The 13,755-nt window shown below is 70.6% G+C and carries 11 protein-coding genes and 2 pseudogenes; 5 read left to right on the plus strand and 8 right to left on the minus strand.

Annotated features, from left to right (window positions below; all coding sequences use genetic code 11):
• Positions 1–92: 92 nt before the first annotated feature.
• Complete coding sequence (locus LNW71_RS04760; RefSeq protein WP_250967082.1) at positions 93–704, plus strand: TetR/AcrR family transcriptional regulator C-terminal domain-containing protein; 612 nt, start codon at positions 93–95, stop codon at positions 702–704.
• A gap of 75 nt (positions 705–779) precedes the next feature.
• On the opposite strand, the gene LNW71_RS04765 is transcribed toward LNW71_RS04760, so the two are convergent.
• From LNW71_RS04765 to LNW71_RS04800, 8 genes and pseudogenes are all read right to left on the minus strand, one after another.
• Positions 780–1,049: a LapA family protein gene (locus tag LNW71_RS04765; RefSeq protein ID WP_250967083.1), complete on the minus strand. Its 270-nt coding sequence runs from the start codon at positions 1,047–1,049 to the stop codon at positions 780–782.
• Positions 1,050–1,221: 172 nt separating this feature from the next.
• Positions 1,222–2,280 carry a vWA domain-containing protein gene (locus LNW71_RS04770; protein ID WP_250967084.1) on the minus strand — a complete coding sequence of 353 codons (1,059 nt, stop codon included), beginning with the start codon at positions 2,278–2,280 and terminating at the stop codon, positions 1,222–1,224.
• A 159-nt stretch (positions 2,281–2,439) separates the two neighbouring features.
• A complete protein-coding gene (gene mnhG / locus LNW71_RS04775; protein WP_250967085.1) occupies positions 2,440–2,793 on the minus strand; it encodes a monovalent cation/H(+) antiporter subunit G in 354 nt (117 codons plus the stop codon).
• Positions 2,790–3,125, minus strand: a complete 336-nt coding sequence (locus tag LNW71_RS04780; protein ID WP_250967086.1) for a monovalent cation/H+ antiporter complex subunit F — start codon at positions 3,123–3,125, stop codon at positions 2,790–2,792. Before LNW71_RS04780 ends, mnhG begins: the two co-directional genes overlap by 4 nt.
• A complete protein-coding gene (locus LNW71_RS04785) occupies positions 3,122–3,766 on the minus strand; it encodes a Na+/H+ antiporter subunit E (RefSeq protein ID WP_250967087.1) in 645 nt (214 codons plus the stop codon). The genes LNW71_RS04780 and LNW71_RS04785 overlap by 4 nt, the downstream gene beginning before the upstream one ends.
• Positions 3,763–5,417: pseudogene (locus tag LNW71_RS04790) on the minus strand (Na+/H+ antiporter subunit D). The gene LNW71_RS04785 and the pseudogene LNW71_RS04790 overlap by 4 nt, the downstream one beginning before the upstream one ends.
• A 97-nt stretch (positions 5,418–5,514) precedes the next feature.
• Positions 5,515–6,095 (minus strand): annotated as a pseudogene (locus LNW71_RS04795) (Na(+)/H(+) antiporter subunit C); the annotation flags it as partial.
• Positions 6,092–9,016 carry a Na+/H+ antiporter subunit A gene (locus tag LNW71_RS04800; RefSeq protein WP_250967088.1) on the minus strand — a complete coding sequence of 975 codons (2,925 nt, stop codon included), beginning with the start codon at positions 9,014–9,016 and terminating at the stop codon, positions 6,092–6,094. The pseudogene LNW71_RS04795 and the gene LNW71_RS04800, both read right to left, overlap by 4 nt.
• A 432-nt stretch (positions 9,017–9,448) precedes the next feature.
• On the opposite strand from LNW71_RS04800, the gene LNW71_RS04805 reads away from it, so the two are divergent.
• Genes LNW71_RS04805 through LNW71_RS04820 form a run of 4 tightly spaced genes read left to right on the plus strand, consistent with a single transcriptional unit; the run spans position 9,449 to position 13,706 of the window.
• Complete coding sequence (locus tag LNW71_RS04805) at positions 9,449–12,292, plus strand: sensor histidine kinase (protein WP_250967089.1); 2,844 nt, start codon at positions 9,449–9,451, stop codon at positions 12,290–12,292.
• On the plus strand, positions 12,289–12,726 hold the full coding sequence (locus LNW71_RS04810) for a roadblock/LC7 domain-containing protein (RefSeq protein ID WP_250967090.1): 438 nt from the start codon (positions 12,289–12,291) through the stop codon (positions 12,724–12,726). Before LNW71_RS04805 ends, LNW71_RS04810 begins: the two co-directional genes overlap by 4 nt.
• Positions 12,723–13,130, plus strand: coding sequence for a DUF742 domain-containing protein (locus LNW71_RS04815; protein WP_250967091.1), 408 nt, complete (start codon positions 12,723–12,725; stop codon positions 13,128–13,130). Before LNW71_RS04810 ends, LNW71_RS04815 begins: the two co-directional genes overlap by 4 nt.
• Before the next feature lie 6 nt (positions 13,131–13,136).
• The gene (locus LNW71_RS04820) at positions 13,137–13,706 is read left to right on the plus strand and encodes an ATP/GTP-binding protein (protein WP_250967092.1); all 570 of its coding nucleotides are present in this window, start codon (positions 13,137–13,139) and stop codon (positions 13,704–13,706) included.
• The last annotated feature ends 49 nt before the right edge of the window (positions 13,707–13,755 follow it).

Below are 13,755 nucleotides of genomic sequence, written 5' to 3' on the forward strand. Positions count from 1 at the left end.
TAGGCCGGCACCCGAAACCTAAAGGCTTTCGGTTTTGGCAATGTAACCTCCGCTGTGGGCATTCGGGAAGACCTCAGATTCGGGAGCGCACGATGGGACGGCCGAGCAAGCCGCTGCTGGACCGGGAGCGGATCACCACGACCGCGCTCGAACTCGTGGACGCGGAGGGCGACTTCAGCATTCCCAAGATCGCCAAGAGGCTCGGCGTCCAGACGGGGTCCGTGTATCACCATGTGGAGGGCCGGGACGGCATCGTGGAGCTGCTGCGCGAGCGGGTGGCGGTCGCGATCGACCCGGCCCCCCTGACGGCCGCCGCGCTGACCTGGGACCGGGCGATGGCGGACTGGGCCCGTTCCTACCGGGCGGCCTTCGCCGCCCACCCGAGGACGATCCCCCTGCTCACCATGTCACCCGTGCGGGCGCCGCGAGTCCTCGAACAGTACGAGCTGGCGGCCGGCCTCCTCCTGGACGCCGGCTTCCCACTGCCGGACGTGATGCCCGTGATCATCGGGCTGGAGAACGTCGTGCTCGGATCGGCCCTGGACATGGCGGCACCCGAGACGATGTGGGAGCTGACCGACGAAACGGCGACGCCACGCCTGGCCGCGGCCCTGGCGGCGATGGGCAAGGGGCGGGCCGACGCGGCGTTCGAGCTGGCCCTGACCGGCTTCCTCACCCACGCCCGTTCCGCGCTCCTGCCGTAGGGGCGCCGTGGGGCCGGCTCACGCAGCCGCGCTCCTTTCCACCCTTTCCGCCCCAGAGACTGCGGGTCCCGGGTGTCAGCCCTTGACCCTGTTGCGGATCAGCAGCGCTCCGCACAGCCCGCCGATCACGAACATGCCCAGCAGGGCCAGGTAGAGAGGCATGGTGACGACGGGGATCAGCAGTCTGATCCTGACCTGCCGGGTGTTCTCGACGATCAGGACGATCGCCAGAGCCACCAGTACGAGGGCGGTGATCCGGGCCGGGGTCATCGCCGGGCGCCGGCCTGACCCCCGCTTCGGGGCAGCGGAGTCACCGGACGGATTCGAGGCGTTCTTCGGGCTCATGCGGTCATCCTTGACCGTTCTTCGCGATCCATTAGCAGCGCCCTGAGCCGAATGGGCCCGCCCGCGCACGCCCGACGAAGCGGTACGGCGGCGAAACCGGTCGCCCAGCCCGACACCCGACCCACCACCGGCCCACCACCCGAGGGGACCGGCATCATTTCCTTGCCGCTTGTCAGAGCATGATGAGCAGACGCGTATTCGGCTTGAGTTTCCGGTTCACCGAACGGCTCTGCACATATACCTCCAGCTTGGGATTGTTCCCCGCCTTCACGGAGACGGTTCCGTGAATTCCCGTACCGAACAGAAGACTGCGCGCGGCGTCGCCCGCATATGCGCGGTCGGTGTCCTTCTCGACGACTATGACTTCCTTGTCGGGCTGCACCTGAACCCGGGTGCCCAATTGGTAATAACAGGCGCCGCGTTCGTACGTCACGCCCGGATGCGAATCGACGAAGGGGCGGATCTCGACATCCTTGTCGACCTTCAGCAGCCGGTACCTGTCGGCCGGGACCGGTTCGAGGTTGGCCCGCACCTCGTCGACCGATATGTCCTGGCCGACGGCGAACAGGTTCTTCGTGCCGCGCACGCCCTGTTCGCGGCCCCGGAGGAAGCTCGTGGCCGCGGCGCGCACCGTGCCTATCGCGTCCTCGACGCCCTTCTGGGAGTCCGCGTCCCAGATCGCGATGTTCCCGGCCGGGAAGCCGTAGTTCTGGGCGGTGCGCTTGGCCAGGGAGTTCGGCACGAGAATCGCGGAGGTCCAGTGCCCGGGCAGGCCGCCCATCTTCGCCGCGATCCTGTCCAGCCAGGGGCCGAGGACGGTCATGTCGCCGTCGTGCCGCCTGTCGCCGCCGGAGGCGTTCTCCTCACCGTCCGTCACCACGATCTGGAGGAAGCTGTGCTCGCCGTACGCCTCCCAGATGTGCCCCAGGTCGTCCAGCGACTTCAGCGAGGCCTCGATGAGCGCAGTGGCCCCGTTCTTGACCTTGTACAGGCCGCGCATCGACGGCAGGTGTTTCACGTCCATGTCCCAGACCAGGTTCTCCACTTTGTGGTCGAAGGCGTAGAGGCTGATCCGGGTTTCATGACCGAGGCTGTCCGACTCGGCCTTCAGGCCCGCCACGAATTCGTCCACGACGCGGATGAGCTGGCTCTGGTGCTGATGCATGGAACCCGAACAGTCCACTACCAGCGCGACGTGATTTACCTTGTGATCAATCCTGTTGGCGGACATGCAAGTGCTCCGTTTCCGAGGCTCCCCGAGTGATGTTTCCACTCTATGGGGAGGCGCTGACAACGGATCTTGACGGACGATCACCCGCCTTCGGACAGTGCGGCGCCCGGCCCACCCGGCCCGCCCGCCGGGTCCGTTCCCCCCGGCGGCCCGTCCTCCTCAGCTCTCCTCCGTCAGCTGCTCGTCCAACTCGTCGAAGAGCAGCTCGCCGTGGTCGATCTGGCCGGTCCGGTACGCCGAGCGCGCGACCAGGTGAGCGGCGACCGGGCCGGTCATCAGCTGGAAGAAGCCGATCAGTGCGAGCGTGGCGAGGTCCATGCCGCTGCGCAGCCGCAGCGCGACCCCGGCCAGCACGAGCAGCAAGCCCAGGGACTGCGGCTTGGTGGCGGCATGACTGCGGGACAGGACGTCAGGCAGCTTCAGCATGCCGATCACGCCCAGCAGGCAGATGGCAGCGCCGAAAAGAATCAGAACCGCGCCTGCCGTGTCGACGATCTGCAGCCAGGCGCTCACGGTGTTTCCCTGCCGGTCCTCTTGGTGCCGTCGGCGCGCGGGCGGCCCGGCGGCCGGTCGCGTACGGCGATGAACCGCGCGATCCCGACCGAACCGGTGAACCCGAGAAAGGCCAGCACCAGCATGACCGGGAAGTAGAACGGGTCACGCGCGAAGGCCGACTTGGCGCCGAGGCCGGCGATGATCAGCGCCGCACAGACGTCGAGCGAGAGCGCCCGGTCCAGCATGGAAGGGCCGCGCCAGATGCGGGTCAACAGGCCCGCCCCGGCGACGATGATCACCACGACGGCCGCGGTGAGCAACACCTGGTCGACGGTCTCCGGCACGCTCATGCGTCCTCCCCCTGGTCTTTTGGCTGCTCGCCGGTGTCTGGCGGCGTCGGTGGCGGACCGGCGACGCGGGCGATCTCGTCGCGGGTGCCGAAGGCCCGGACCGTCAGCTCCTCAAGGCGCCATACGGAGCGCCGGGCCGCGTCCAGTTCGGCCGGCCGGTCCGCGTCCAGGACGTGCAGGAAGACGGTGGCCGTGGCCCGGCGCACCTCGACGATCGATCCGCCGGGCACGTTGGACACCGCGACGGCGGTCGCCGCGAGCATCAGGTCCGAGCGGCAGCGCAGCGGCACGGCGATGACGGCGGCCCGGTACGGGCGGTCACCGAAGATCTGCCGGGTCACCCGCACGCCGGAGGTGTACATGTCGTAGAGCAGGAAGCCGGCCAACCGCAGGATGCCCCAGGGGTGCAGCCGGAGCCCGAGGTCGACCTGCGGCAGCGGGAACGCCAGACAGACGGCCACCGCGACCACCGCACCGGTCAGCACGTTGGCCCAGTTCAGGCTGGACCAGAGCAGTACCCAGATGACGGTGAGCCAGGCGATCAACGGCAGGTCGAGCACACGGCGTCTGCGGCCGCGGAACTCGCAGCTGAAGGGCGGCAGGTCCTTGTTCCGGTAGGAGAACGTGATCAGGCGCTTCACCGTCCGAGCACCGCCTCGACATAGGGGGTTCGTGCGATGAGTTCGGCGGCCGCACGGTCGGTGTACGAGGTCAGCGGGCCGGCGAACACGGTGTAGGCGAGCCCGAGCGCGACCGTCGCTGCGGTGGCCCAGGTCATCAGCCGCGGCAGTCTCGTCGTGGTGGTGACGGCGTGGCCGTGCAGGGTGGCCGCGACCGCGCGCCCGGCCGGCTGGTGGCGGAGGCGGACACCCTCGTCGCCGGTGCCGGGCATCCGGTCCGGGCCCTCGTCGACATCAGCGTCGTCGTCCTCGTCGTCGGACTCCAGGACCGTGCCGTCCAGCGCCTGTCCGGGGGTGCGGCCCGCCAGAACGCCAGGTTCCACACCTTGGCCATCACGTACAGGGTGAGGAGGCTGGTCGCCGTCGATCCGATGACGAGGATCCAGGCCCAGACCCCGCCGTCGGCGACACCGGCGCGCATGAGTCCGAGCTTGCCGATGAAGCCGGACAGCGGCGGGATCCCGGCCAGGTTCATCGCGGGTACGAAGAAGAGGACGGCCAGCAGCGGGGCGGCCTTGGCGATTCCGCCGAGCCGGGTGAGTTCGGTGGTGCCGCCGCGCCGTTCGATCAGCCCGGCCACCAGGAAGAGCGTGGTCTGGACGGTGATGTGGTGGACGACGTAGACGATCGCGCCGCCGTACGCCTCCTGGGTGGCGAGTCCGATGCCGAAGACCATGTACCCGATGTGGCTGATCAGGGTGAAGGAGAGCAGCCGCTTCAGGTCGGTCTGCGCGACGGCTCCCAGGATGCCGACGATCATCGAGGCGAGGGCCGCCGCCATCAGCAGATCGCCGAGCCGGTTGCCGGGGAAGAGCAGGGTCTCGGTGCGCAGCATGCAGTAGACGCCGACCTTGGTGAGCAGTCCGGCGAAGACCGCGGTGACCGGGGCGGGCGCGGTCGGGTAGGAGTCGGGGAGCCATGCGGCGAGCGGGAAGACGGCCGCCTTGACGGCGAAGACGGTCAGCAGCATGGCCTGGATCAAGGTCTGTACGCCCAGCGGGAGTTCGGCGAGCCGCCCGGCCAGCTGGGCGAAGTTGGCGGTGCCGGTGGCCGCGTACGTCATGGCGATGGCCGTGAGGAAGAGCATCGAGGAGAAGAGGGAGATGATCACGTAGGTGGAGCCGGCGCGGACCCGTGGGCCGGTGCCGCCGAGCGTCAGCAGGACGAAGCTGGCGACCAGCATGATCTCGAAGCCGACGTAGAGGTTGACGAGGTCACCGGCGAGAAAGGTGCAGGAGACCCCCGCGACCAGGATCAGGTAGGCGGGGTGGAAGACCGCCACGGGTGTCTCCTCGTCCCGGTCGGCCATGCCCTGGCCGAGCGAGTAGACGAGGACGCAGAGGGTGACGGCCGAGGAGACCGTGAGCATCAGCCCGGAGAGCCGGTCGGCGACCAGGGTGATGCCGAGCGGCGGGGCGAAGTCGCCGAGGTGGACGGTGAGCGGGCCGTCCGCGTCGGCGGCGACCATCAGGGTGGCCGAGAGCCCCAATACGGCGGTGAGCACGGCGACGCTGATGAAGCGCTGGAACTGTTTGAGCCGGGTGCCGAAGGCGAGGCTCAGACCGGTGGCGCAGAGCGGCAGCAGCACCGGCAGCGGGACGAGTGCGTTCACCCGGTGTCTCCTCGGTTCGCGTCGTCGGGGCCGGGGCCGGTTTCCGGGCCGGCGGCAGGGTCGGAAGTGGGGTCAGGGGCGGGGCGGGGTCGGGGACGGGGTTGCCGTCGTCCTCCGTCGCCTCGTAGTGCTCCGGGTCCGCGCCCAGCACGTCGTGCCACAGGTCACCGGTCGCGTCCCGGCCGCGAGCCTGCAGGGCCCGGTCGGCGCGGAGCCTGGCTCTCAGACGCCGCCGCTCCTTGCGGTAGCGGCGGCGCTCCTCATCCGTACGGTCGGACTCGGCCCGGTACTGCTCGCGCAGTTCGTCGCGCTTCTCCAGCACCTCGGCGCGCAGCACGATGCGCCGGTCCTCCAGGTCGTCGTGGACCTCGTCCGTGCCGGTCAGCTGGTGGCTGCGGTAGGCCATGGCCAGGAGGAACGCGGTGGTGGCGAGGGTGATGACGATGGCGGTGAGCGCGATGGCCTGGGGCAGCGGATCGGTGACCCCGCTCAACGCGACGCCGTAGAGCAGGGGTGCACGGCCGGCCGATCCGGTTGCGGACAGGACGAGCAGGTTGATGCCGTTGCCCACGATCACGGCGCCCAGCAGGATCCGGCTGAGGGCCGGGTGAGCATGAGGATGCCGCCGACCGCGCACAGGACGGCGGCGGTGACGAGGAGCGAGGCGCTGACGGTCATCCGGGAGCGCCTCCCGCCTCGGGTGCGGCCGAGGGCCCCGGCCGCGTCCCGGCCGCCTGTTCGGCCGCGGCGGCCCGCTCGATCTGCCGGTCGACCTTGGCGCCGAGGGCCCGCACGATGTCCAGCACCACGCCCAGGACCAGCAGGTAGACGCCGAAGTCGAAGACCACCGGCGTACCGAAGTGGTAGTCGCCGATCAGCGGCAGGTGCCCGTTGTGGGTCCAGGCGTGCAGGACCGTGCCTTCGGTGAGGCCCAGCAGGGCGACGCCGGTGGAGAGGAAGAGGCCGAGACCGGTGAAGAGCCCGGGCTGCAGCGGGGCGGCCTCGGCGAGTTCGAAGCGGCCGCCCGCCAGGTAGCGGGTGATCAGGGCGACGCCGGCGACCAGCCCGGCGACGAAGCCGCCGCCCGGCATGTTCTCGGCGCAGAACAGCAGGTACACCGAGAGCACCAGGATCGGGTGGAACAGCAGCCGGGCTACCACCTCGAACACGACGGAACGGTGCTCGGGCGCGAGCGTGGCGCCGGCCGCGAGCCAGCTGCGCTCCGGCGCCCCTTCGTCGCCCTGCGGCAGCCCCGTCAGCCGGCCCGTGGTCACCGACCAGGCGGTGTGCCCCTGCCTCTCCGGGGGCGCCGCGGCTCCCTCGGCCCGGCGGTGCAGATAGATCAGGCTCGTCACACCGATCGCCGCTGCGGCCAGCACGGCGGACTCCCCCATCGTGTCCCAGGCCCGCAGGTCGACCAGGATGGTGGCGACCACGTCCTTGAGGCCGTGGTGAGCGGCCTCCTCGACCATGGCGGCGCCCGCCGGCTTCGCGGTGCGCGCGGCCGCCGAGACCCACACCACCACGCTGAGGGTGGCCGCCGCGAGGAGTGCCACCGGGATGCGCACGGCACGCCGCCAGCTGCTGACCGACTCCTGGAAGTGCACGGGCATCCGCCGCAGTACCAGCACGAACACGATCATCGACACGGTCTCCACGCAGAACTGCGTGAGTGCCAGGTCCGGGGCGCCCTGGACGACGAAGAGCAGGGCGGTCCCGTATCCGGTGAGTCCGGCCAGCACCACCGCTTTCATGCGCCGGCTGACGGTGAGGCAGAGCAGCGCCGCGGCGCAGGTCAGCGCGGCGACGGCGCCCTGCAGCGGTACGTCCCAGAGCCGGGGCGCGACGGCCCCGTTCCAGGGCCGGTCCACCCCGAGCACGGCCAGCTGGCCGGCCAGCATCACGAGCAGCGTGGTGGCGAGGTAGACGGAGAGCGAGCCGCGCTGGACGAAGCCGGTGATCTGGAGGGAGAGCCGTTCCAGGCCGAGCAGCAGATGGCCGAAGACGCTGTCGGCGGTCGGCCAGGCGATCCGCCGGGAGAGCCGGGAGACCGCGACGCGCCGGGCGAAGAGCACCGCGCCGCCCACCGTGGCGACGGCCGAGAGCAGCAGCGCGGTGCCGAATCCGTGCCAGAGCGCGAGATGGTACGGGTGCGCGGGGACCGGGAAGGTGTCGGCGTAGGCGCTCAGCAGCCCTTCGGTCCAGCCGACGCCCGGTCCGAGGACCAGCCCGCAGGCGGCGAGCAGCGCGGGCGGGGTGAGGAAGGCCCAGCCGACCCGGTGGACCGGGGTGTCGCTGATGCCGGGCTTGCGCAGGAAGGCGCCCCAGACGAACCGGACGGTGTACGCGAAGGTCAGCATCGACCCCGCCACCGTGATGCCCAGCGCCCAGCGGTCCGCGGTGTCGCCGTGCAGCAGGGCATCGAAGGCGGCCTCCTTCGCGGCGAAGCCGAGCAGCGGGGGCAGTGCGGCCATGGACGCGGCGGCGAGCACGGCGACGGCGCAGACGTGCGGCAGCGCCCGTCCGACGCCGGAGAGTCTGCGCAGGTCCCGGGTGCCTGCCGCGTGGTCGACGATGCCGGTGACCAGGAACAGCGGTGCCTTGAAGAGGGCGTGCGCGAGGATCATCGCGGCGGCCGCCAGCGCCGCGTCCCGGTTGCCGACGCCGGCGAGCAGGGTGAGGAAGCCGAGTTGGCTGACGGTGCCGTACGCGAGGACGAGTTTGAGGTCGTTGAGCCGCAGTGCCCGCCAGCCGCCGAGCAGCATCGTCGCGGTGCCGAGGACCATCACGACGGGGCGCCAGGCGGGCACGTCGGCGAAGCCGGGTGCGAGGCGGGCCACCAGGTAGACGCCGGCCTTGACCATGGCCGCGGCGTGCAGATAGGCGCTGACCGGGGTGGGTGCGGCCATCGCGTTCGGGAGCCAGAGGCTGAACGGCCAGATCGCCGACTTGGAGAGCGCCCCGCACAGGATCAGCACGACGGCCACCGATAGGGCGATGCCCGTACGGGGCGGGTCGGCGAGGATCGCGGAGATGCGGTAGGTACCCGCCGCCTGACCGATGATCAGGAAACCGACCAGCATGGCGAGACCGCCGAAGGTGGTGACGGTGAGCGCCTGGAGTGCGGAGCGGCGGCTGTGCCGGTGCTCGCTGTTGTGCCCGATCAGCAGGTAGGAGAAGACCGTGGTCAGCTCCCAGAACACGTAGAGCGAGATCAGGTCGTCGGCGAGCACGAGGGCGAGCATGGCCCCGGTGAAGGCGAGCAGGTTCCCGGCGAATCCGGCCAGTTGCGGGGTGTCGTCGGTGAAGTACGAGGCGCAGTAGAGCAGGACGAGCGTGCCGACACCGGCTGCGAGCAGCACCATGAGTTCGGCGAGCGCGTCGAGGCGCAGGCCGAGGGAGACGTCGTAGGCCGGGATCCAGTTCCACGACCAGGTGACCGAGGAGCCCGACGCCACGGTGTCCCACTGCGTGAGGGCCCAGCAGGTGGTGGCGGCCGGCGGCAGCGCGAGCACGAGGAAGGCGCGCGTGCCGAGCCGTTGCACCAGCGGCCGGGTGAACGCGGCCAGCAGGAAGTGGCAGACGATGAGCGCGGTCACAGGGCTCCGCGGGTCAGTCCGCGCCCGCCTCGGGAGGGCGCCCGGCGACTGGCCGAAACCGTATGCGGCGAAGCGGCGCGGGGTGATCCGGCACCGCCGCGCCGGGATGCGGCGCGGGACGGTGCGGCGCGGGGTCTTACTGCACGGACAGAAGGCACTAAATACAGATATATCCCCAGCCCGGCTTCACTCGTACGCCGCGCCGCACCCGCCTGGGCGCAGTCAGATCGGCCGCGGTGCCCTCACACGGAGGTGGCGAAGATGTGAGTGATCGGTGTTGCACATGTGAGCCCGCTTCCATTCAATTTTTGCAGTGTGACTAATATCTATGTGTCGAAGTTCTAAACGGATTTGACCAGTCGTGAGGCTGGCATCATCGTCAAGGAGCATGCCCTGCGCACGCGCGCGTCTCGGCGGAGCGACTCGACCACCATGTCGCTGCGGACGGCCCTGCTCGTACTGGCCATCGTCCCCGGTGTCGCACTGGCCGCCCTCTGGGCCGTCACCAGTGGTCAGACTCTGCTCGACTTCCAGACCCAGGCAGCCCAGGGCCAGTTGGCCCAGAAGGCCGGCCAGCCGTCCAACATCGTGTATTACAACCTGCAGGAGGAGCGTCGGCTGAGCGCCGAGGCGCTGGCCCGACACGGCGGTGCTACCGATGCGCTGCGCAAGCAGCGCAAGCTGACCGACGAAGCCATCACCAGCTTCCAGTCCCTGTCCGGCGACGCCTCCGACGACGCCCCCGGCGAGGTCCGGGACGCGGTCGGCCAGGCCCGTCAGGCGATCAGCCAACTGCCTGCCCAGCGCACCCTCGTGGACGAGGGCGACAACGACCAGCAGAAGACCGTGTACCGCTACTACACGGATCTCATCGCCGTCGACCTGCAGTTGTTCACCGCACTCAGCCATGTCGACAACGGCAGGATCACCACCCTCTCGCAGCCGCTGGTCGACCTGTTCTGGGGCAAGGAGATGATCTCGCGCTCGGACGCCCTGCTGGCCCGCGGCTGGGCCAAGGGGAAGCTGAGCACCGAGGACCTCCAGCAGCTCCGGCAGGCTGTTTCCGGCCAGTCGTTCCAGTACTCCAACAAGGTCGCCCCCTACCTGCCACCGGACGAGAAGGCCATGTGGGAGGAGATCGCCGGCAGTGCCGCCTGGAAAACCAAGACCCGGGTGGAGACGCAGGTGCTGCGGCCGGCCGACCCGGACAGCGCCGGATTCGTCACCCTCGGCGCCCAGGAGAAGACCTGGCGCGGTGCGATGGACCAGCTCACCCCCCAGCTGGTGAAGCTGATGGAGCACCGCACCGACCTGGTGGTCGAGGAGGGCAAGGGCAGCGTCGTCTCGCTGCTGATCAGGGTCGTTCTCACCACGGTGATCGGCCTGCTCGCGGTCGTCGCGGTCATCTGGATCACCTGGCGCCTGACCCGTGACCTGCGCCGCCGGATCGGCGGACTGCAGGAGCGGGCCGAGGAGCTGGAGAAGACACTGCCCGACGTGGTCGACCGGCTCGCCAAGGGCGAACGCATCGACGTCGAGGCGGAGGCCCGTGCCATCGCACCCGACAGCAAGGGCGGCAGGTCCGACGAGCTGAACCGGCTAGGCGACGCGCTCAACCTGGCCCGCACCAGCGCCCTGCAGGCGGCCGTCAGACAGGCCGACCAGCACCGGGGCTTCGAGCGGCTGCTGCAGCGCATCGCGCGCCGCACCCAGCAGCTGATCGGCCAGCAGCTGAAGAAGCTGGACGAGCTGGAGCGCAAGCACGAGGACCCCGAGGTGCTGGACGGCCTCTTCGACCTCGACCACCTCACCGCCCGGCTCCGGCGCTACGAGGAGAACCTGGTGATCCTCGCGGGCGGTTCGCCCCACCGGCGCTGGCGCAAGCCCGTTCCGCTGCTGGACGTGATGCGTTCCGCGCAGGGCGAGGTGCAGGACTACCGCCGGGTGGTGCTGGATCTCGACGGCGCGCCGTGGCTCACGGAGCGCGCCGTCGGACCGGTCTCCCACGTGCTGGCCGAGCTGATCGAGAACGCCCTCAGCTTCTCCAAGCCGCCCAGTCCGGTCGAGGTCAGGGCCGCCCGGGTGAGCCGGGGGCTGGCCATCGAGGTCGAGGACCGCGGGCTCGGCATGGACGAGCAGCAACTGGCCGATGCCAACGAGCTGATGAGCCGTCCGCCCCGGATGGACGTGCTGGCCCACGCCGACGACATCCGGCTCGGCCTGTACGTGATCGCCCGCCTGGCCGACCAGCACGGGCTGCGGGTGGAGTTCCGCCCCTCGGCCTTCGGCGGCACCCGGGTCGTCGTGCTCGTGCCCGACGCGCTCACGGTCTCCGGGCCGCACACCGGCCCGGTGGGCGTGCCCTCCCCCGCCGCCCTCGCGCCCCCGGTGCCCGCCGCGACCGGTGACGGCGGCGCGCTGCCCAGCCGCGGCCGCGGCCAGGCCCTCGCGGGGGTCACGGCACTGCACATGTCGGGCGCACCGTTCGAGGACGCAGGAGCCCCGTACACCGTGGCGGCCGAGCCCTTCCCCGACCGCGAGGGGCAGCCGCGACCCGGCCTCCCCCACCCGGAGGGACAGCCGCAGCCCGCGCCCGCCGACGACTCGTCCGGCGACCGCGAGCACCCGTACGCGGCGTACGTCGCCACCGCACCCGGTACGGCTCCGTACGGATCCGCCGGTCCGGTCTCCCCGTACGGCAGTGCCCACGAGGACCCGTACGCCGCGGCCGAACAGCCGTACATGAAGGCCGAGGGCCAGTACCCGGTGCCGCACCAGCCGTATCCGGCGCCCGAGGATCCGTACACGACTCCGCAACAGCCGTACGCGGCAACGTATCCGGCGGGCATCGACATGGACCCGGACGGTTTCCCGGTCCCGGGCCCCCGGCAGCCGGAACCGGTCGCCGGACCCCCCGCGCGGCTGCCGGTGGCCGAGCCCGATCATCCGGCTCCGCCGACGCGGGAGACCATCGCCGCGGGCGGCGGGCCCGGCCGGCGCGCGCTGCCCGCCTCCCCCGCCGCGGAGCCTCCGTTGCCGCGCCGGGTACGGCAGGCCAGCCTCGCGGACGAACTGCGGGTCGATCCGGCCGCCGCTCCTGCCGCACCGAAGCCACCGGGCTCGGACGAGAACCCGCTGCCCCGGCCGGCCCCCCGTCGGGCGGGAGCGGCGATCGGAGCCTTCCAGCGCCGGTCCCGCGCCGCCCGTGCGAGCGACGCGCCGCCGACGGAGACCGGCCCGCCCGCCACCCTTCCCACGAGAGAAGAACGGTCATGACACGCACAACCGCCACTCACCAGGATCTCGACTGGCTGCTCGACGGTCTGGTGGACTCGGTGGCCGAGACCCTGAATGCCGTGCTGCTCTCGGACGACGGCCTGGTGGTGAGCCATTCGCGCACCGTCGAGCGCTCCGACGCCGAGCGGCTGGCCGCCATCTGCACCGGCCAGCAGAGCCTGGCCCGCGGTGTCGGCCAGCTCTTCAACGGCGGCGGCGTGCACCAGGTGATCGTCGAGCTGTCGGACCTGTGGCTCTTCATCATCTCGGCCGCCCAGGGCACGCACCTGGCCGTCGTCGCCTCCCAGGAGGTGGATGCCGAGATCATGTCGCTGGCCATGCACAACCTCGTCCAGCAGGTCGGCCAGAAGCTCAGCACACCGGTGCGCAGCAGCTTCGACGCCTTCGGCGGCGGGGACGGGCCGCAGGCGTGACCCCGCACTGGGAGGACGAGGAGCCGGAGGAGGACGGAGCGGGCACCATGGTGCGCCCGTACACCATCACCCGTGGCCGGACCGCCCCCGAGCGGGACGACTTCACCCTCATCACCGTGCTGACCACCGCACACGATCCGCGGGACGAACACGGTGCGGCGGCCAGGCCAGGACGGCTCCAGCCGGAGCACCGGATGATCCTGGACCGCTGCCGCCGTCCCGCGGCGGTCGCCGAGGTCTCCGCGGACCTCAACCTCCCGGTCTCGGTGACCAAGATCCTGCTGGCGGACCTGGTCGCCCATGGCCTGCTGCTCGCCCGCGCGCCCCTCTCGGTGGCACGGGCGGCCGGTGGTGCGGACATGGGCACGCTGGCCGCTGTTCGCGACGGACTCCGGAGACTCTGAGCAAAAATGACAACCAGTCAGGCGGCCCCGGCCGCTGTCAAGATACTTATCGCCGGTGGCTTCGGTGTCGGCAAGACCACCCTGGTGGGCGCCGTCAGCGAGGTCGCGCCCCTGCGTACCGAGGAGTTCCTGACCAAGGCCAGCATCGGCGTCGACGACCTGGCCGGGGTCGGCCGGAAGGACACGACCACCGTGGCGCTGGACTTCGGCCGGATCACGGTCAGTCCCGAGCTGGTCGTCTACCTCTTCGGCACACCGGGCCAGGAGCGCTTCTGGTTCATGTGGAACGACCTGGTCAACGGCGCGCTCGGCGGTGTCGTGATCGCCGACACCCGTCGGCTGGAGACCAGTTTCGCCTCGATCGACTTCTTCGAGAGCCGGGACATCCCGTTCGTGGTGGCGATCAACTGTTTCCACGGCCACAACACCCGTACGACGGACGAGGTCAGGGCAGCTCTCGACCTCGATCCCCATGTCCCCCTGCTGGTCGGTGACGTGCGCGAGCGGCCGTTCGGCCGGGACGTGCTGCTGGCTCTGGTGGACCACCTGATGAGCCTGCCCGCAGTTGCCGGCTGACCCCTCCCCCTCCCGTCGTCTTCCCGCTGTTTCCCGCTCTGGAGAGATC

This window comes from Streptomyces sp. RKAG290 (assembly GCF_023701695.1).
Classification (GTDB): domain Bacteria; phylum Actinomycetota; class Actinomycetes; order Streptomycetales; family Streptomycetaceae; genus Streptomyces.